Annotated in this window: 12 protein-coding genes and 1 pseudogene; 6 read left to right on the forward strand and 7 right to left on the reverse strand. The window is 56.7% G+C overall.

Annotated features, from left to right (window positions below):
* Position 1: 1 nt before the first annotated feature.
* From IEI95_RS12695 to relB, 7 genes and pseudogenes are all read right to left on the reverse strand, one after another.
* Positions 2-4,453, reverse strand: coding sequence for a TreTu family toxin (locus tag IEI95_RS12695; protein ID WP_194416511.1), 4,452 nt, complete (start codon positions 4,451-4,453; stop codon positions 2-4).
* Between the two features lie 102 nt (positions 4,454-4,555).
* A complete protein-coding gene (locus IEI95_RS12700; RefSeq protein WP_194416512.1) occupies positions 4,556-4,972 on the reverse strand; it encodes a PAAR-like domain-containing protein in 417 nt (138 codons plus the stop codon).
* 1 nt (position 4,973) lies between these two features.
* The gene (locus IEI95_RS12705) at positions 4,974-6,128 is read right to left on the reverse strand and encodes a DUF2169 family type VI secretion system accessory protein (RefSeq protein WP_194416513.1); all 1,155 of its coding nucleotides are present in this window, start codon (positions 6,126-6,128) and stop codon (positions 4,974-4,976) included.
* A 10-nt stretch (positions 6,129-6,138) separates the two neighbouring features.
* On the reverse strand, positions 6,139-8,544 hold the full coding sequence (gene tssI, locus IEI95_RS12710; RefSeq protein WP_194416514.1) for a type VI secretion system tip protein TssI/VgrG: 2,406 nt from the start codon (positions 8,542-8,544) through the stop codon (positions 6,139-6,141).
* Between the two features lie 881 nt (positions 8,545-9,425).
* Positions 9,426-9,602 (reverse strand): annotated as a pseudogene (locus IEI95_RS12715) (IS66 family transposase); the annotation flags it as partial.
* Positions 9,603-9,790: 188 nt separating this feature from the next.
* Positions 9,791-10,843 carry a reverse transcriptase family protein gene (locus IEI95_RS12720; RefSeq protein ID WP_194416515.1) on the reverse strand — a complete coding sequence of 351 codons (1,053 nt, stop codon included), beginning with the start codon at positions 10,841-10,843 and terminating at the stop codon, positions 9,791-9,793.
* Positions 10,833-11,156, reverse strand: a complete 324-nt coding sequence (gene relB / locus IEI95_RS12725) for a type II toxin-antitoxin system RelB family anti-toxin (RefSeq protein WP_194416516.1) — start codon at positions 11,154-11,156, stop codon at positions 10,833-10,835. The genes IEI95_RS12720 and relB overlap by 11 nt, the downstream gene beginning before the upstream one ends.
* A 1,118-nt stretch (positions 11,157-12,274) precedes the next feature.
* On the opposite strand from relB, the gene IEI95_RS12730 reads away from it, so the two are divergent.
* The 6 genes from IEI95_RS12730 to IEI95_RS12755 all read left to right on the forward strand — a co-directional run bounded on the left by IEI95_RS12730 (position 12,275) and on the right by IEI95_RS12755 (position 20,370).
* Positions 12,275-15,868 carry an SIR2 family NAD-dependent protein deacylase gene (locus IEI95_RS12730; protein ID WP_194416517.1) on the forward strand — a complete coding sequence of 1,198 codons (3,594 nt, stop codon included), beginning with the start codon at positions 12,275-12,277 and terminating at the stop codon, positions 15,866-15,868.
* Between the two features lie 170 nt (positions 15,869-16,038).
* Complete coding sequence (locus IEI95_RS12735; RefSeq protein WP_194416518.1) at positions 16,039-16,248, forward strand: hypothetical protein; 210 nt, start codon at positions 16,039-16,041, stop codon at positions 16,246-16,248.
* A 924-nt stretch (positions 16,249-17,172) separates the two neighbouring features.
* Complete coding sequence (locus IEI95_RS12740) at positions 17,173-17,928, forward strand: hypothetical protein (protein WP_194416519.1); 756 nt, start codon at positions 17,173-17,175, stop codon at positions 17,926-17,928.
* The gene (locus tag IEI95_RS12745) at positions 17,928-18,812 is read left to right on the forward strand and encodes a hypothetical protein (RefSeq protein WP_194416520.1); all 885 of its coding nucleotides are present in this window, start codon (positions 17,928-17,930) and stop codon (positions 18,810-18,812) included. Before IEI95_RS12740 ends, IEI95_RS12745 begins: the two co-directional genes overlap by 1 nt.
* 174 nt (positions 18,813-18,986) lie before the next feature.
* The gene (locus IEI95_RS12750; protein WP_194416521.1) at positions 18,987-19,619 is read left to right on the forward strand and encodes a hypothetical protein; all 633 of its coding nucleotides are present in this window, start codon (positions 18,987-18,989) and stop codon (positions 19,617-19,619) included.
* 115 nt (positions 19,620-19,734) lie between these two features.
* Positions 19,735-20,370 (forward strand): restriction endonuclease, encoded by a 636-nt coding sequence (locus IEI95_RS12755; RefSeq protein ID WP_194416522.1) that lies wholly within the window; start codon positions 19,735-19,737, stop codon positions 20,368-20,370.
* Positions 20,371-20,471 lie beyond the last annotated feature (101 nt).

Consider the following 20,471-nt stretch of genomic DNA (forward strand, 5'->3'; position numbering starts at 1 on the left):
ATTATTTAACCTCTATCTTTCGCATATCATAAACACTCGGAAGTATTTCACCTCCCTGCTTCTCTAACATTCGCTTTTGCGACGCGGAGGCACTTGGTCCGATAAGTTTCTTCCAGTCCTCCCGCCCACCTTTTAGCAAATGCCGACTCTCCACCTTGAACTCAACATAAATACTCCCAGGTGGAGCTTGCTTCCTAAATGAATCAGGTCCTGAAGTTGCAACGAAAGTTTGCCCACCACCGCCCTCTTGAGCTCGTCCAGAAGCTCTCATACCCTCATACTCGGTTTTCGACATCCAACGCCCGACCGTTTGAGCCATGCCGAAAAGATCTAGGCACATGCTTGGATTATCGACATACCCCTGCGGCCGATCTCCGCCTGCAAGCCCGATCGGGTCTGGCGAGGCATATTGCCCGGTCAGCGGATCGTAATGCCGATGGCGGTTGTAGCACAGGCCGGTCTCGGCATCCTCGTACTGCCCTGGAAACCGCCAGGGGCAGTGGAGTTCGTCCGGTGGGCGGTTGTGTTTGGGGAGGGCGGCGAGGGAGCCGAAGGTTTTGGTGGTGCGGATGGCACCCCAGACGTGGTGATCGGCGGCCCAGATCAGCGTGCCCTTGGCGTCAAACATCTCCTTCGGCGTACCGAGGTGGTCGCTGACGATGGCCAGCATCTCGCCTGATGGCAGTTGCTTGGCCAGCAGCCGATGGCTACCCGCTTCAAAATGCCAGTGGGTGGCCTGATCCCAGGCGATGTGACCATCCAGAGACAGCGGTGCTTCGGCCACCATGTGGTCGCCGTCCCAGAGATAGGCCGTTCCCACCTCCGGGAGGTCGTGATCCGTATCGGTGGCGTCTGAAGCTGTCTTCGTCTGCCGTGGCACGCCATCGCCATTGACAAGGCTTGGCCAGCGCAGAGCGGCTCTGTGGCGGTCTTTCTCTGCAAAGCGGCGGACCTTGGAAACACGACGGCCAAAGGCATCGTAGCGGAACAGCCATTCCTCGCCCTCCAGGGTGGTCACGCCCACCAGCCGGTCATGGGCATCCCAGCGATAGCGCCAGCGCTGCGACCGGAAACCGTCGCGCTCCACCCGCCGCTCGATCAGCCGTCCGCAATCGTCATGGAGGAGTTGGATCTTTTCGCCCTTGGGGCCACGGGCAATCTGCACCACGCCACCGGCAGATGTTTGCCATCCACTGGGTTTGGGTGCTGGGACGATGGAGCCGAAGGTTTCGTCAAAGGCCCGGCCATAGGGAGTGGGTTGTTCGGCAATCGTGACAGACGACGAGGCACCAGCCAGATTGCGCGCCTCGTCATACTGGAAGCGTTCCGAGCCAAAGGCGGCTTCAGAATCCGTCAACTGGCCGTTGTCATCATAGGTGTATTGCCGTTTGCCCCACAGGCCATCTTCAATGCTGGTGGGGGCAAAGGCGCGGTCATATTCGTAGACGCGGTGGATATGTCCGGGCCGGGCACGGGCCGAGCGTTCACCACCGCCGCCAGGGATGTTCCAGCCCAACCGCGAGACGTCCAGGCCCCCCGCCACCGCGGGACCAGCTGCTTGGGCAGCAAGCTGGCCTGCGGCATCGAAGCGTTGCAGCAGGTGGAAGCCACCCATGCGCCGCTCGGTTTCGCGGCCCAGCACATCGCGTTTGAAGGTGATCTCGGTATCACCTGCCACCATCTGCTCAACGGCACCCAGGGGATCGCGGATATACTGCGCAAGAGAGCCGCCTGCGCCGGTGATCTCGCGCAGAATGCGGTTGCCCATCGCATCGCGTCTGGATTTGATGCGCCTGCCATTCAGGCTTTCGCCGATGATTCGGCCATTGCGGTCTCGCTCGAATTCCACAAGTGCGGCACTGTTTTCTGCACTGATCAGCAGGCCACGGGCATCGTACCAGAAGCGCGTGATATCTTCCGGCTCGCCTTTGGCGGTAAAGCCTTCGATCCGTTTGATCAGGCCGGATTTGTCATAGGCGTAGCGCAGCTTTGCGCCATCCGGCTTGACCGTTTCGATAATCTGGCCTGCGGCATCGCGGGCGTAGTGCCAGACACGGCCATCGAAATCCTCTTCGGCCACGACCCGTCCGGCTGCATCCCGCTCAAAGCTATAGACCCGGCCAACGGCATTGGTAACGGAGATGACTCGGCCTTCGATATCAGTGGCAAGTTTCAGCTCCCCACCCTTGGGATCGACGATGGCTTGCAACACACCGAAGGCACCGTAGCGATAGTGCCACATGCGGCCCTCGCCATCCGTGACCGTGGCAAGCTGGCCTGCACCATCAAACGAGCGCGTGACCTGCACACCATCGGCACGGATAACGGCACTGACGGTATCAAAGCCACCCGCACCGGCCCGGTAGATGTGTTTGGTGACAGCACCCGTTGGGCCGATGGTTTCCACCAGACGGCCAAAGGCATCGTAGACAAAGCGGCTGGTATTGCCTTTGACATCGGTAACCGAGGCCAGCCGGTTATGCGCATCCCATGCCCGCCGCTCAATCGCGCCATTGGGGAAATGGGTTTCCACCACCCGGCCCCTGGCATCGCGCACCAGTCGGGTCTCGTGGCCTTCGGCATCCTTCTCGCTGATGACATTGGCGTTGTCATCATGCTTGTAGGTCCGTTTGTTTCCGGCGCCATCGATCGCGATTAGCAGTTCGCCATTGTCACCCCAGCCATAGACCGTCGAGCGGCCTTCTGGGTCGGTCAGTTCCTTGACATTGCCGTGGACATCGTAGCGCGTGCGGCTTTCATAGCCGTTCTGGTTCTTGGTCGAAATCCGAAAGCCGTGGCGATCATAGCCATGCGCCACCACGCCGCCCAGCGCATCGATTTCCGCAGTGACGTTTTCATGCTCGTCGTAGCGGAAGGTCTGGGCTTGCGCCTCCACACCGCCGGGGAGATAATCGGTCTCGCCTTCGCGGTAATCAAACCGGTCATTGTTCCAGATGCCGTTGGTGCGGGTGTGCACCACCCGGCCATCGTCGTCATAGGTAAAATGGGTTTCGGACTGGCGTGTCAGGTTATTCCACGAGACAAGAAGGTCCCGGTCTCTTTCCCAGACGTAATGCACCGACATGCCGAAGGCGCAGGTGGCTTCCCGCATCCGTCCCTTGGCATCATAGGTGTAGCGCGCCAGTTCCAGCTCGGAGCCTTCAGTGCCGATCAGCGCGATGCGGGTGCGCTGGCCTTGCGCGTCATTGTCAAAAATCAGCGAAAGGCCATCCGGCCCCTCGATCTTTTCCAGCCAGCCAGCATCCGAGCGCTCGAAGGTGAGACTGTTGCCGTTCAGGTCATCGAGCTTTTCCAGCCGGTAGACATCGTCGTCATACTGCCTGAAGTGCTTGACGATGCCGCGATCCTTGAGCTCCAACTGCTTCAGCCAGGGGGCTTTCAGCTCCAGATGCGGAAAGGCGGCATTCAGTGACGGCAGGAAATTGAAGGGTCGGTCGAAATCAACCGCTTTGCCATCGGCAGTGTGAAACAGCAGCTTGCCACGCGCCGGGTTGGAAAACACCTCATCGAACATGGAAATCTGGCACGGCCCGAGCGGTCTGGTATAGCGAGCGGGCAGGGCGAGCTTGAGGCCCATATAGCGGGAGCCGTCAAAGCCAAGCGTGCCGGGGATGAGGAAGTCGCGCCAGGTTTCGAGGTATTCGCCGTTGGCGACGGAGACGGGTTCGCCGACAACTGCTGCGGGGCTGGCGCCCGACTTAGCAGCTGCTGCGGGGTTGGCCCCCGATTTGGCGGCTGCGGCAGGGCCCGCACGCGATTCAGCTGCGACCGTCGCGGGTTGGGCACGTCTAAAGAATATTCCGCGTCCGCCGCTGCTGGGCTTTGGCATCCTTCCTGCACCACCAGGCATAGGCAGGGCGGCCATAAGGCCAACCATCACCATTTTTTGGTTGTCTATTTCCGCGGTCGACGTCGAAGCATTGATATTCTGCTTCTGCTTGCAAAGGGCCTTGAATACCTCGGGATTTCCTGCAGCCTTAGCTTCCTGCATTTGCTGATCTAACGCCTCGATCATCTCCAATCGAGACATATTTTCATGCGGGCCACGGAAGCTCAGCGCCTCCCAACCAGTCAGGTTATAGGCTGCGCCTCCATTCGCTTTGCCTTTTCCAGCAAGCCATTCTGATGATGGGAGACTTTGCAGATAATCCAGACGGCTTTGTTCTGCATGGGGTGTTATGTAGCTTGTTAGTCCCTGATCTAAAGTACCGCTACTCTGTTTGGCTAATAGGTCCTTCAGTTCCCCGTCACTGTCCTTGTATGATTGAGCAACCCGCTTGATCTCTTTTTCGAATGCGGATTGAGGACAATAATAGGGATTGGGTGCGGCGGTCGCATCGACCAGAACATCGGCGTCAGTGTTGGCGTTACGCTTTGCAACATTGTCGCCCGTGACGTCTCGCTCTGGAGTTCCTATCTCATCGTTCGCCACAGCCAGCTTCCATTTGTTTATTTTAATATTTCCTTTGGGGGCCTGGTAAAGCCTTATCAGCACCACGCATCACAGCTTGGATCTCATCTTCAAATCCCGTTTTCAGTCACGCTTGATGATTTTAGTCTCAATCGACTTTTGCGGTTCTTGGGGCCCTGGATCTGGCCGGTTGATCCAGGCTTCCTGCCGATGCGCCCATGTCGCGAAACCTTCTGAGTAAACGAAAGGCGAAGCGATGTTGACCAGCGCGATGCCTTTATAGCCAGGGCTGACAATGCCCTTCTTCGTACCCGGCTCATGTCCAGTGACGCCAGGAACCGCTGAGTTTAATTGAAGGTCGAATTTGCCGTTGTTTCTAACGGACGTGGAATAACGGATTGCCTTGTCGAGTGTTACCATCGACGAATAGGGGACCGGAACAACGCTGGAGCCACGTGGTGTCCAGCACACGTCCGGACCTTTAGAAGCAATGACGTTTGACGCGCATTTGCGCGCTGACGCGTTGGCGGAATCGCTCATTTTAAGCCTCTATTTTTAGCTTTGACGCAGCGTGCTGGCCAAAGTCCTCGTTACCTGCAATGTTCAAGATGGCCTGCTCGTAGACGCCAGGCGGAAAATTCACTCGCCAAGATAAAAATACACGCCAGTCGCGGCGTGAGACGGCTGAAATATCAAGAAAAACTGTGTCGAGAACCATATTCTTCTTATCAAGAACGTTGTCCTCGCCCACAAACTCAACAAACAAATGCTCGTCTGGCAGAGAAAACGATATCTCTTGAGCTTTCGCGCACAGCCCAATAAGACGAAACCGCTCAGTGCCCTTTAAATAGGGATGCACAACCAGATCGGGATGAGCCGAATTATGGAACGCGAAGCTGTAATCCGGTGCCCATGCCGGCCATATGTTGTCTATCCAGTTTTGGTCATAGGTTCCAGCCAGCGGCAATCGTGGATCCCATGCGGGTGGGATCGGGCCCAGAGACTGTGGTGAATAGGTTTTATAGGGCTGAGCAATCGGTTCAGACAACAATTCAATCTGAGGGGCCGGATGCGGGATTGTGTGGTCGCTCCAATCCTGATCAAGCTTGCCGCGTCCAATCGGATTGCAGGTGTCGGTGTCGAAAGCTTGATTGCCGTTATCGTCTTGGCCCTGCGGAACCTCACCACCATATGCATATTCGTAGTGCAGCGGCAGCGCGCTGATCGGTTCCGGCTCCGTCAATATCCAACGATCAAACAAACGCCGATGCTTGCGCCACTCGCCCTTCTCTCTCTCGGAAAGATCACGCTTCCAACGGGGTTGCCATTCCCGGGGTCCCGTCACCTGCAACCATTTCTCTAGCTTTGGGCCATTGTCATCTTCTATGACGATGCCGCATTCCCATGACGGTTTACGATCGCCGCCCGCAGTCCGTGCCACTGCGTTGACGATGACGTCTGTTGCCGGCTTGTTCGGAACCATGTCCGATGGATGCCAAAGGGACGAGACGTTGACATCACCATGGCAGAGATCGGTGAAAACCATCGGGGCCTGTTCCTCAGCCACGAGGAGGCGTCCTGAGGGCGCAATTTCATAAGTTGCCTTGACAATAACGATACCGAATTCTCGGTCCTGGTTGTCACGGCTGTAATAGCGGAAGTTTGGATACGGCGTATTGTTGATCAGTTCCGGCATGACCCTGACCTCAATTGTGGTCGATCATCGCCGAGGTCACCTGCACATGGCTATCCCCCTCGATATAGATCTTCACGCCCTTGAGCAGAATCGTGCCGTCATCCTTCATGATCAGGATGGACTTCGGCGGCTGTTCATTGCCGTCCTTATCCTTGCCGCCGCCGACGCCGATGAACAATTCCTTGCCGATCATCACATTCTTGGTATGGCCGACCGTCTCGTTGAATACCTGCCCGACGGTGACGACCTTGGCAACGCCGACCTGTTCGGTCTTGGCAACACCAACGCTGGTATTCTGCATCCGGCTGACAAGCGTGTTGAAAATACCGCTGCCAAGCATGGAACTGACTTGCGAACCCAGCTTGCTGCCAGATGAGCGCATGGCATCGCCGGCGTCGGTGCGCAACTCGCTGACGGCGGCGTCGTTGATGCCGGTGCGGACGGAATCCATCGAGGAGGCCATCGCCCCAAGCCCGCCTACACCCATGAGACCGACATAACTCGCTGCTGTCGAGACCATGTCGGCACCATTTCCGCCACTCGAGGATAATGTTGAACCCAATGCGCTGCTTGCCGCCTCGGCATTTTTGTCGGCAGAGGATGGACTATCGGCAGCGGCGGAAGATGCCAAGGACATGGCCTGCTGCAGGAGCCCGGCACTTTTGCCCGATAATGCTGCGAGTAATCCGCCTGCAATTGTATTGGCGGCATTACCCACCCCGCCGACAACCATGTTCAACCCACCGCCGACCTGCTGGCTCATGTTCGAGCCGACTTCCAGCGACTTGTTGGCGCCGACCGAATGAAGCGCATTGGCGTCGACACGGCTGGTCTGATTGTTGAGAACCTTGAAGGTCTGATCCTTCTGGGCGTGGAGGAACATGTTCTCCTGGCCCTTCTCATCCTCGAAGGTCATCTCGTTGAAGCCGCTGCCCTTGTGAGTGTTGGAGCGCAGCACCATGCGGGTCTTGTTGGCGGGAAGGTCGTAGGGCACGGGATTGGCCGGATTGGGAACCACGCCAATCACCAGTGGCCGATCCGGATCGCCATCCACGAATGACACCATCACTTCCATGCCGATGCGGGGAATGACCTGCGCACCCCAACTGCCACCGCCCCAAGCCTGATTGACCCGCACCCAGCAGGTATCGCTGCCATCTTTCTTCGCCTTGCGATCCCAGGGATACCAGAGCTTGATGCGCCCGTATTTGTCGGTGTGGATCTCCTCGCCCGATGGCCCTGCAACAATCGCCACCTGCGCACCTTCGATGCGCGGGCGCCTGGTCTCCCGGTGCGGCGTCAGCGGAACGCGTGACGGAATGGCCTCGAACGCGTTGACATATTCCATCTCATTGCTGGCCGTCTCATAGGAGCGGTCCACCACCCGATGCATGATGCGGGTAATCACATGCTCTTCGTATTTATGCTCCGGATGCGGCTCCTCGTAAGGCGTGAACCGTCGGCCGGCTTCCAGAAAGCGCACATTGGACTGGCCCGTCACCCGCTCATGATCGGCTTCCGTCGCCTGCGTTCGAAACGTTTCCGCCTGTTCGGCTTCTTTGATATCGGAGATGCGAGCCGGATATTCGTAAAGCTCGCGCTGCTTGGCGCCTGGCATCTGGATCAGTGACGGCGTGACATTCAACGGCACAGTGCTCGGCGTCTCAAAATTCCAGTCCGCACCGGCGCGCTGGCCGGGGACATAGGAGAACTGCCGCATCCATTCGTTGATGTGGTTGCGGTCCGACGAGCCTTGGGCTAATCTGACTTTGTCGACACCTTCTGCCGCAGCCGATGGCTTGCTCCAGGCCACCTTGCTGTCGCTGACCTTCAGGCGGTGAACGCCGGCCTCATGTTCAAACCAGTAGAACAACCCGTCCTGCTCGAAGCGGCGCAGCAGGTAATCGAGATCCGTTTCATTCCACTGGACAGAAAACTCGCGCGACGGTGGCGTCTTGTGCAGAGGGGCGGATGCGGCGGCTGGAATGCCATGCTCGGAAAACAGCGTTTCCATCACCTGAATGGACGTCATGTTCTGCCAGATCCGGCAGTCTGAGCGGCGCGACAACAGCCACAGTTGCGGACGGATGGTCAGTGTGTAGGACCGCAATCCACGCGTCACTGGCGGTCCCTCGGACAGATTGGTCACCAGCCCGTTGAACGGCCGGCGTACGCCATCACCGTCCAGTTCACCCTGACGGATTTCCAGGGAGACATCGACCAGCTTGCCGATCAGTTCTTCAGGCTTGACGGCCTCGCGCTTGGCGCGCACTGACAACGTGATCTCGAACAGTCGATTAACACCCTCGTCCACCATCATGCTTTCCGGCAGAAGCTGGTCTTCGCCCAAGGGTGACGAGACCTTCAGCACACGGCTTGCTTGAATGAAATCGGTGGATGACAGAACGTCGTCCATGGAAGCCCCCCATATAACGTCATCAAAAATCGTCAAAACAGCCCTGTGGCGCTACAATACTGTTTCAATCGCGCCATACATGACGAGAATAGGCCAGCCTTCCAAAAGATCAAGGTCTCGACGGTGGTTTTTGTTGATGCAGCGCGTATGGGTTGAATATCTACCGATAGGTGTGGGTCAGACTCCAGATGATTTCCCAAGGATCAATCCGCCTGTCTCGATCTGTCGGTTCTGGAAGTGTTATTAATACGGTTCTCGAAATGGCAAGTGGCGCCGGCTTAGGCGCCCGAGGAGACAGGGTGGTTTATGTTGCGTGTGTCAAATGCGAAGCGCCGGTTCCTGTCGGCGTTATATGCCCGCGTTGCGGGGCAAAGCAGCCGGAACCGCATGAGATGCGTGCCCAAAACAGGCGCATAGTCCTCGTCATAACGCTATCGGTGGTGGTGGTCGTGCTTTACTCTGTACTGCATCAATACCTGGGCTAAGGGCTCCCGGCGGCTATCGGAAACTGATGGCAGAGAGCCTAACCCGAAGCTGGATTTTCGACCACGTTCTCCCACGCAGCAGCCTTTCTCCGATCCTACCTTGCGAGAGGCGCAATCCGGATGGATGTTTTGCTGTCCAAAATGATATGAAGATTGCGGGTCATCGTGGTGGCGGTCAGGAAAGCATCGCGACCCTGATCATCGGCACGCCCTCCTTTCTCGATGGAATTCACGCGGCCATTTCCAGTTTCTGTGCGGGCGTTATTGATCGGCTGATAGCTAGCCCAAATTGTCCCCCTATGGAGATCGATAAGGGATACTTATCGATGGTTAGAGCCGCTGTCGCAAAACACAACGCCTTATGAATCACAACCGTCAGATCACTTTCGTTTAGGACGTCGTGCGAAAGGCGGTGAAATGCTCGCCGCCGACATGCGTCGTATAAACATTGCGGTTGGCGTGACGGGCACCGGTGTCGTCGACCGTAACATAGGGCGCCGAGACGAGGCCGGCGTGGAGGACGGCTGCATCCTCCGCATGAAAGCCGTCCAGCCGTTCTGTCAGGAAACGCACTTATGCGATCACTTTGGCGATCGAGGGATTGGATGAGATTGAGGGCTGGTCGTATCCGGGGATGCCGTCAGAGGTCGGTGATAGCCGTCCATCAGTCGTCGAAACGCCAATGGATTCGCGATTAGTCGAAGAATTTGTTGCGCGGGTCAAGAGCGCGCTGTTTCCATGAAGCGGGATGGGTCATTCCTTCAGCCAAGATCGAACGGTGCGTCTTCAGGCGCCTGAACGATCGTTGCCGATCGGGGCAGACGATCCGCCGCAGCTTTTTCAGCCGCTTCTAAATGCATCTTGCGGCGCTTCTGGCGTAGCGCGTTCATCTGATCTGCAGCCTTGCGTCCGATAGCCGACGACGCTCCGCATATATGCCGTTGAGTCCCGAGTTGTGCGAGCAAAGCTTGGATACAGTCATCGCGCTCGTCGAGTGTTTCGGCGAGATGGAGAGCTTCCCAGAGCTCCTTGATCCGCAGGTTGAGGCTGTTAGGAGCAACCAGTTCACGTCCGACAACACCAATGCCAGTGATGTAGACCGGACGGCTACCAGTCCGGAAACGGATCTTGTGGGATCGCAGCCCCGCATCGGCAATGATTTTGCGGATCTCGCAGACGATGTCTCCGTGCACGAACCTCCCCGAGATAGTCAGATCGTCGACCCACAGCGAGTAGCGCAAACCATGGCTCCCGCAGAGGTCGGCGATCTTGTCGAACATCGGTCGGTGAATGAGTGTGCAAAGCACAGGTGTCAGCGGCGAGCCGAACGATACATGGTCATCGATGGTAGCAAGGTGGGTCAGCAACCCGGCGACATCCGGATATATTCCCATCTCGTCCTGAAACCAACGTCGCACCATTGTGGCTGTCGTCGACGGATAAAACTGCTTCAGATCGAGGGTTAGATACTGGTTCTGGCCGAGATGCAGGGCAGCGTTGTCGCGCTGGCCACGATGACGTCGCGGGCTGAAAAGATAGCTCGGCTGTCTAATCTTGTTGAGGTGATATTTCAAACGCTCGTGAACGCCGCGCAGATCAGCTACCGGAAATTTCAGTTCGCGAAGCTTCTTCTTTTTTCCGATTTCCTCCTGACGGCGCACGATGAAGTGCTCCTTGTGGGTCACCAGATAGCGCAAATGATTTCGCGTCGTGCCCAAAAGATCGCCGATGTCCCGTTGCGTCGGGCGCTGTGCGAAGGGTGAGCGTTCGAGATCGTACCGTTCAATCGATGAGCGGACGAGCTTACGACGCATGTGAGACGTCGCGTGGCGAAAGCTTTTCGAGCAGCGACAGGACGCCGCTTGCCACGATCAGTTTTCCTCGTTTCGGGATAGGCTGGCCATCGAGTTCTTCGGCGAAGAACAGCAATTGCGACATGCGAACATCGAACTTGGTACTGTAGCGTTCCAACAGTTCCATCGAGACGGCTTTCGTGCCACTCTCGACTTCAGACACCATGGATTGCGAAATTTCCAGCGCGGTGGCGAGCTCCTTCTGCGACAGGCCGAGATAAAGACGCAGCAGTCTCAGGGCATCGTTCATCATCGGGCGCTTGGTTGTACTCATAACGTGCTCCTCGAGGGCTATTTCCGAGGTCGCCGCTCATTGCCGGTCTGAAAACCAGGACCAAAAGCGCAGGACAGCAAAAGCTGCCTGGCCCAACGCGACAACGACCTTAAAGACCACTACCGCGTTCAACATGCGACGCCGCCGCTGGCGATGACCGTTATTGCTCATTTTAAGTTCTCCTTGTTTCCGCCGGCCGGAATGGCCGGCGCCCGTAGAAACAGGAAGACTGTTCAGCGACGTTTGACCTCGAACATGCCGCACCCGAGCCCGCCGGGTGCGGCGCGCGTGCCGCGGTCCCTAGCCAGACGCAGGATTGAATCGGGGATTTACATCCCCACAGGGCCTCCGGCCCCACACATAGACGGGTTCAGTTATGAGCAATCACCACGATCAACAAAATAGGCCAAGGAAGGAAAATGTCAAATCAAAAATCGCTCTGAGCGATATTCCATCTCTGTTGGCTTCGACGCTTTCAGGAAAGAAGCATTTCCGGTGTTGGTTGACCTCAGTTTTTGGCGACGTAAGGATACTGCAAGGAGGCGCTTGGCGTGGCTCTCTGCGGCTCGACACCAGTATGGTTCAGCCCCGGGGCCCAGCTTTCACGCAAGTCCTTGGGTCCTGCGCTGCGAATTTGAGAGAACACCCCTAACTTCAGCCCGGCGCTGCAGACGCAATGCTTTACTACGTGCCGTCAGGGTTTCGTCCGCGATGCACCGGCTGGCGAAATTGCTGTCCGAAGCCCCGGCCACAAAACGCGTCCTTAAACGGCTTATGACGCGTGTCGTCGCAGCAGATAGACACTTGACTGCGGATGCGACCGTAACGACCAGTTCCGCTTCCTCGAAGCGAGGAACTCGTCCTTCTTGGATATGGCGGCCCTGCTCTGATGCAAATCCGCAAAGGGTATGAAGCGCGCGGTCTAGCGGAGCCGGCAACGTAAGTCGGCTCTGTAGTTTCAAAGGACCTATTCGACGACGCTCTTCTTGATTGGACTGGTCAAGAATCGGAACCATCCAGGATCTTTCCTGTGGGCGAAGTGCGCGATCCCACTTCAAAGTCTAGCGATGAAGACGCCGCATCTTATAGTAGCATAAAACTTGCTAGGGCCGTCCACGATGATTTTTACCCCCCTTGGGCCTGACTTTCCTGAAGACCTGATCAACGACCTGCTTGAAGGTAGTGTGGTTTTTCTGTGCGGCGCGGGGGTCAGTGCCCCGCAACTTCCGACGTTCGCCAACCTCGTTCGCCGGGTCTACGAAAGCGTAGGCGAGGAACGAAACGGTGCGGAAGAGCACGCGTTTGCGGTTGGCCGATACGAAGAGGCATTGGGGGCTTTATCTCGGCGCCTCGTCCGCGCCGACGATGTGATCGATGCGACCGCCGAGATCCTTCAGGTTCCGGCGGAACCTGATATTGCCCACCACGCCGTCATACTTCGTCTCTCCAGTGACAGCGTTGGCCGGCCTGCACTCGTCACCACCAACTTCGACACATTTTTCGAACGGGCGCTCATGCTGTCGCATACGCCTGAGTTCGCGGCGGAGGAGAGCGCGGCCGGGCAAGACATTCCGGCACCCGGAAGCAGCAGGTTCCATGGTATCGTGCACTTGCATGGACGTCTGGCTGATCCGGAGCTCGGTCTGTCTCAAACCGAGTTGGTGTTGACTAGTGCCCAATATGGTGAAGCGTACCTCCGCGCTGGCTGGGCCGCCCGTTTCCTCTTCGATCTCACACGTTGTCGCACCCTTGTCCTGGTCGGCTATACTGCTAGCGACGCGCCAGTTCGCTATATTCTCACCGTTCTCGAGGGCGACCGTGAACGGTTTTCGGATTTGCGGAAGGTGTATGCCCTCGGTTCGGCGAATGGGAATGCTGAGGCGGCGGCAGCGCCATGGCAGTCACTTGCCGTCGAGCCACTCCTGTTCCAGCCAGCGGAAGGAGACGAGTACGCGCCGCTCTGGACGAGCCTCGGTCAGTTGGCCGATCTTGTTGAGAATCCGGACGCGTGGCGGCGCGAGACGATTGCCAGAGTTGCGGCAAAGGCTGTCACGAATGCGGATGACCACGACAAGCGCTCGCTGAAATGGTCGTTGACCGGACGCTCTGACCTTGTCGAGCTATTCATCGACCATTGTGTCGATCCCGAGTGGTTTGAGATTGTCTCAACCGAAGTGAAATCGTTCGGCAATCGCGCCATGGCCTGGATGCTCGCTCGTTGGTTTGGTCGCGAATGGACGGACCGTCAGCGGTTTGCAACTGCTATAAAATACGTCAATCTAGATCTTGCCTGCCTTGCAGAGGCATTGTGGGTTGAACTGGATCGGAACCGCCCTGATGGAGCGCTTTGGGAGAAGGCTTGGCGTCTGCTGGCAGAAAGTGCAGCTGAGCAGTCGCGCGACAACCTTGATGAATTCCGATTGCGGCACAGGCTCGCCCGCCCTTTCATACCGGAAACAGATCTAGTGCGCCTGGTTGCGGCGACCGGGCCTCGGCTTCAAATAGATGCGGGGTTCCGCGGAGATGAGCTTCCCGAAGTGCCAGACAAGCTCTCTGACATCGCCCGCTTCTCTATGGAGGCCGAACGTTATGACGTTCTCAGAGACGTGCTTGCCTCGCCAGTCGGTCAAGCGCCGAACGTCGTGCGATTGCTTCAATGTGCAAGCGAGAGACTTATCAGTCGCCTCCGGACAGCTCGGGATGCCGAGCTGATTGGCGATACCTTCGATACAACGGACTGGGGAGTTCCGTCCGTTACGCGCCATCGACAGAATGCTCACCGCGGTGGTTTTGTGCACCTTACGGAGCTTATTACGGGAGCGCTGCCTGCAGCGATACAAGCCGACGCGGCGACGGTGCGGCGCCTCGTCTCGCAATGGGCGGACGAAGACTTCAACTTACTTACTCGTCTTTGGATGCATGGACTGACGCATGCGGCTCTTTATTCTCCAGATGAGGCAATTAACGGCCTGGCGACGTGTAACGCAAAGGCGTTCTGGTCATTCGCGCAGGAGTTTGTCTCAGTAACCAGGGCGCAGCTTGCTAGTGCAAGTGCCGGGTCAATAGCGCGCTTGATTGGGCGGGTGACCAGCGAAGGACCGCTGAGATACGGAGACGCGCAGGAAGTACAAGCCGACGTGGATTGGCCCGCTCGGGCTCGCGATCGTGATATCTGGCTGCGGCTGACTGCGATCAGCGAACACGCACAACTTCATGAAGCGGCTGTCTTCCTTCTTGAGGAAATCCGTGGCCGACGCGAATATCTGGCGCGAGAGATCGATGAACGAGATCAGTTTCGGGGATGGAGCTCTGGCGTCAGGTCGGTGCGAGGTAAGACAGCACGGCTGCTCTCCGCCGAACCAAGCGAACGCCTATCGGTTGCTGACGAACTCGAAGTCAGCCATGACATCGAAGAGCGAGAGGGATGGCCTGAATACTGCCGGGAGGATCCCGCAGGAGCGTTTGCCGCACTTCTTGCTCGGCCACTGGATCTGGCACTTGCGCCGCGCTGGAATACCTGGCTGCAGATCCTTCCTTATGGAGGCGAGGAAGCCAATCAGGAAACGATTGCCGCCTTTCAGCAAGCGATTGATGTGCTGGACGGTGCAATGCCAGATTTTTTCGCCGCGGTAAGTGGGCCGCTCGCGAGCATTGCAGAGCGTGCGACTAGACTGGGGCTCAACCTTCCGGGTACATGGTGGGATCGTCTATGGGGCGCTGCTGAAACGGAGCAAGCCCCAGATTGGGGCGACGAATGGGAACTTTACGACAGGGTCATCAACTCGGCAGGAGGAGCACTCGCTGAAGCATTGCTCCAGTCCTTAAGCGATCAAAGACAAAGTGGACAGGATCTCCGCGCCAAAGATCTCGCACGCCTTGAACATATGATCGCGTCGGAGACCTACGCAGGCACTATGGGCAGAGGCGCCTGCGCGCGCTACCTCGGTTTCGTTTTTAGTATTTCACCACAGGTCGCCAATGGTCGATTGCGGCATTATTTGGCCGCCGAAGACGATAGCGGCCTGAGGCTGCGGGCTGTTCTTGTGGAATACAACAGCTTCACAATCGATGCGGAGACCGCCTTTTCCGATCTCATTTTGCAAGGGATCCGTGAAAGCAAGCAGAAGGATGTTTCTGCGGCGAATGCGGCCTCCCATCTTGTTCGCGCAGTTGTTGCATCGTTCGACAATCCGGACGTGCCGCGGGGTATCACGGGGCAGCAGGCACGTCAGACGCTTCGGAGCGCATCAAACGAGATCCGGACGGGGGCTATCACAATTATGGCGAATTGGCTCGAGGAGCTCGATGAAGCTGAGCGAGGTACGGCGTGGAAGAACCTCTACGGTCCTGCGTTCGCAGCGCTATGGCCTCGGGATCGTGCGTATCTATCGAATGACGTGAGTAAGGAGATCTTATCGCTCGCAGCGGCGGCAGGCGACGCTTTCCAAACTGCCGTTGCGGCCTTGCTTCCCTACGTCAGCGTGCTTTCGGACGACTGGATCAATCTCCATGACCTAACCAGGCATGACAATCAACTTGCGGCAGCCGATCCTGGTTCTACCCTCGACATCCTCTGGGCGGCATGCCGGCCCCCATGTATCGGCCGCTCGTCAGATATAAACCCGCTTCTGGATGCCATTGTCACGGCAAACCCGGCCCTTGCCATAGACAGACGTGTTCAAAAGTTGCGACTGAGAGCAGTGAACTATTGAGACGTTTGAGCCGCTGCGTGGCATCGGAAAGCGTCCCGGATTAGAAAACGCCGGTGTCGAAGTCCTGCCGATACCTAGCCTACACTGTTTATTGATGAAGAAAACAAATGACGAACAGCTGGGCCGTGGTATGGAGGCAATTCAATCGCTTACCAGCGGAGATACGCGAAATGACGGCTAACAAGGCAAGCCGAAATGCATTGATTGAACAAAAACGAAAAGACGGTGCAACGCTCGCTGCGCTGGCTAGGGAATTCAAAATTTCACAGACAGCCGTCAGCCAGCCAGGTCTTGGCCAAGCTCGACATAATCGCCGCGCCATCGAACGACGGCTTGAGGCGTCTCTGCGGCGGGTGACGAAGCCCTACGACGGTGAATAAACGTAGAGTAGATCGCCCGGAATGCCAGGCTCCAGACCGCGGGAGCAGCCATAGCCTTGTCGGCTCCCGCCTCGAAGAATGCTTTCAATGCTTCATAGGCGGCTTCATAAGTATTTCGGTCATGCGGTCTCTGATCGAGCATATCAGGGCTTGCGGATTCAGCTATCTATGCCCGCGGCCGGTCTTGCTGGCAATCCGTGGCAACAAATGGATTCAAGGATCTTGGATGGTGGCTGATGCCTGTGAGACCAATCCCACTCCTAGGCATGTTTACTAGCTCAATGTGCCCAAATTTCAGTATCGGGAGGCGCAGGGTCTTCGGTTCATTTCCTTTCACATCACTCAAAGCACTTTCGTCAGCGCTCCGTCTACCGGATCACACACTTGACGCGCTCAAATAACTAACGTGTCCGGTGCGTCTGGCCCGGTTAACGAGAACTGTGCCTGCTCCATTTGGCAGAAAGACAGAGCGGAAGCATCGTTGCATCATTCCGAACGAGGTGAGATCAATAATGCCCTTGCGAAGGTCCTGGAAGCGATCAGTGCAGCATCGGATCCGGTGGACTTTTCATAGAAGAATGCATGGAAAGATTTAACCGATGGTTGGGAGGTATGTACACGCTACACAATCGTATCTCAATGGAGCCTCTTTTGTCGTTAGAATTTCACGGAAATCAAATAGAATTTTTCGGACGTGTCCTTCCTAAGGTGACCGCATCCACCTTTTTTCCGGATGTGCGTGTCGCGGCGTGTGAAGAGGAGGCCATGAGCGCCGGCATTTACCAGAAACTAGTCTGCGGCAAACAGGTATTAATTACATTTTGTCGGGAATTGCGCCGCAAAATTACGTTGCAAAACTTGTCGAGACTTACCTAATATGCTCACATGCGTGATTGAGGAGTTAAGGGATTAAGGGGACACGCAATGAAAAAACTGCTGCTCGTATTAATCGCAATCGTCATTCTCGGTGGAGCGGCGGCCTGGGCGCTTATGGAGCGTGACACGTCGGCTGTGTTGCAATGGCAGCAACGGGCCGAAACGAAAGCCGAGCTCCAAGCCTTGATCGATTTCAAAAAATGGTTGGAGGCGCAAAAGACCGCTCATGATCCACTTTCCACGAGGGCCTTTCTTTCCCGGTCCATGCTGGACAATATCTTGGCTGCTTTTGATAACACGCAGTTGAAACTTCCAGAGGCCCCAGACGTCGCACTGTTCGTGAAGAGCGTCAGGGCCGATTTCCGTCCGGGTTTCCCTGGATTGGCGATCGCCGCGACGGCCGAGAGGTCCGGGGTAACCGCGGACGTGTCGACTGTGGCTCGCATTGAACCCGTTTTTGACGGCGGCACCCTTCGGCTCAAGATTCACATTGATAGCCTTGTGCCGAGAATTTCTTGGCGCTTCCTTGATTTCTCCGTCGGTGGGTTAGTGCGCGACCTGACCCAGGCAAAGGTTGTCGACGCGATTAATAAGGCAGATGCACTGGGTGCTGTCTCAATCCCGCTCTCCCATACGGAAACATTTGCATTGCCTACGACCCAGATCCCGTTTTCGACAGTCGGGATGAACGCTGCCGTGACACTTCCGGCGGTCTCAGGGACAGTGACCGCGCAGCTCACGAGAATAGTCGCCATGCCGGAAGGCATATACGTTTATGCAACTCTTAATACGGGAGCTAGGTGATGCGATCGATCCATCAGGCAGTTTATGTTTCCGCGGTGGCCGCAATTTGCGCGCTGCCCGTTACGGTGGGTGCGGCTGACGAAGAGCTTCCGGCTCAGATCGAAGCCGCTCGCGCTGAGGCTCTGAAGCTGATGGAAGGTATGCGCGTCTCAGAAGCGGACATCGCAATGTCGCTTCCATTGGCACCGATTACGACTGCTCTCGACGTGCTGAATGCGGCACCGGCAGAGCAGCGTACGATAACGGTGAGGAGTACGGGCGCGAACGGCTATTTCTGGAAAGATGATCCAACCTGGTGCGGCTCTTTCGCCGAACTCGGCAGGCCAGATGGGTTTCAGGCCGCAGCGACGCTTTCCAATTTCGGACTCGAGGTGCCCGATCCTAGCTCAATCATCGTCAATGTAAAAGCCGCCGTCTCCTTGCAACGGGCCGATGTCCATTGGCATTTTCGGGGAAGGCGGGTTTCCGGGCCATTCGGAATTGGCAATGTGTGCCCACCAGGCGGTGGTTTTGGTGGGCATATCGGAGGCACCGGCGAGACGAGCTTTAAACTGCGCACGCTGGCGAAGTTGAGTCAGAACGCGGATGAGGGTGGTTTCCGATATGACCTGTCTATTGTCGCGCCCCCGAGCATTAGCATGACACTCAGGATCGGTTTTCAGAACATTGGCGATCTTGGACTTCCACAGGGTTTCAATGTGCCGCAAGGCGCTTTGATGAGCGGGAAGATTCCACTGCTTTTCGAAAATACCGGAACGGTAAAGCTGCCAAACGGCGTCACTCGAAATTATACCGTGAGGGTTGCGCCCAAAAATCTGGAGTTAAGTCCAGCGGCGATATCGGGATATTGGACTGGCAAGGTTGAATTTGCACCCGCCTCGTAACAGCTCTTAACACACTGGGGCCGCGCTCTGACATATTGACGCGCGGACCCGCCCATGTACGCTAAAAATAAGGATTAGAACTGGCCGCGCTTTGGTTGTCCGGCGCCGGCGTAGGCTTCAAGGCGGATTGCAACGTCTCGCTTGAGAGCATCAATTTCTAAGCAAGGGTTTTTCATGTCTGTACTGGCGAAGCTTTGGACCTGGACCGGATACGCATTCGTTCCACTCGCGATAACATGGGTATTTTATGCGCGCGGCGGTACGGACGGAACGCCGGTTGCTTTGGGCGTGCTGGTTTCGCGAGGCTACTGGGGACTTCTGTTGACCCTGCTCGTCACTGGTCTGCTTCTGTGGACAGTGACCCTCTATGTTCGGGCCGCGAAAGCCCGTGGCTCGAGAATCCTGATCCCGCCGAACACAACCTTCGAGACCGGTGGGCAAAGAAACCGGCTCGTATCCTGGGGCACGGCTATAATTTTCGCCGCAGTGATGATCGCTGCACTTGCAGTGTTTTCCATACGCTACGGCGACAGCCGAATCTACGGCTGGGATGATCGCACGCCGTTGGCCGACGGCTTTTGGGAGAGTCGAACAATCGCCGATGCTCGACGATGCCCGAATGGCCCATGTTTCGCGATCAGCGAAAGGCTCGATAGCTCGGGCAAGCCACTCTCAGGCGTGAACGAGTACATACCCATTATCACCGACGCCGCTATCGTTGTCGCCGCCCTCCCTGCACTGGCATGCTTGGCTTTTCACCTTTACGGGATCGCGCGCTTAATCCGGTCTAGGTTAAGGCGGCGTTGAAGGTTCTCCTTTAAAGACGGAAGAATATGCAGATCGCCGTTCAACCATGACATGAGTTGTCGTCTCTCTTCGTTACCCGGCTAGGGCTACCCGCGACAAATGGGAGGAGCGCTGCATGCCCCTGATTACGGCGAAAGTCCCGGACAGTTGGGAAGAGCTTGAGGATACGATCCAGGCAACCCTTGCCGAATGCGGAATGAAAGCCACGAGGCAGGCGACGATCAAGTTGCCGCGCGGAAGCGTCGATGTCGATGTGCTGGCCGAGGAAACCGTGGATGGGATGACCAGCGTCACGGTTTGCGAATGCAAGAACTGGAAAGCCAGGATTCCAAAAGAAATCGTGCATGCATTTCGAACAGTCATGCAGGAGACCGGCGCTAATAAAGGCTACACCATCTCTCGGGAAGGCTTGCAGTCAGGTGCGATCGAGGCGGCTGAGGCAACCAACATACACCTGGTCACGTTTGAGCAATTCCAGGAGCGGTACTTCGAAAAATGGTATCGCAATCGGCTTTGGGCGATCGAAGACGCGATCAAGAATTTCTACACATACTACGAGCCGCTTGGACAGCCTGGATTTCATCTTCTTACGACGGATGACGAACGCGCCGCCTATGGCGAGGTAGCGCAATTCAGCCCTCCGCAAGCGCCGATGCTGAATGATCCAAGAGCGCGTCTATTTGGACAGCGTAGCGGGGAGAAGGCAATCCCCGATCCAAGGATTGCAGCGGTCCAGATTTTCGTCGATTAAATTCGAGTTAATTCAATGTATTAGGAAAGAACAACAACGAGTCTCTGGTTCTTATCCGTTCAAGAGCTTTAAGTCTCCTCGTTATGTAAAGGCCCTCTGAG

It is taken from the genome of Agrobacterium vitis (assembly GCF_014926405.1).
Lineage (GTDB): Bacteria > Pseudomonadota > Alphaproteobacteria > Rhizobiales > Rhizobiaceae > Allorhizobium > Allorhizobium vitis_H.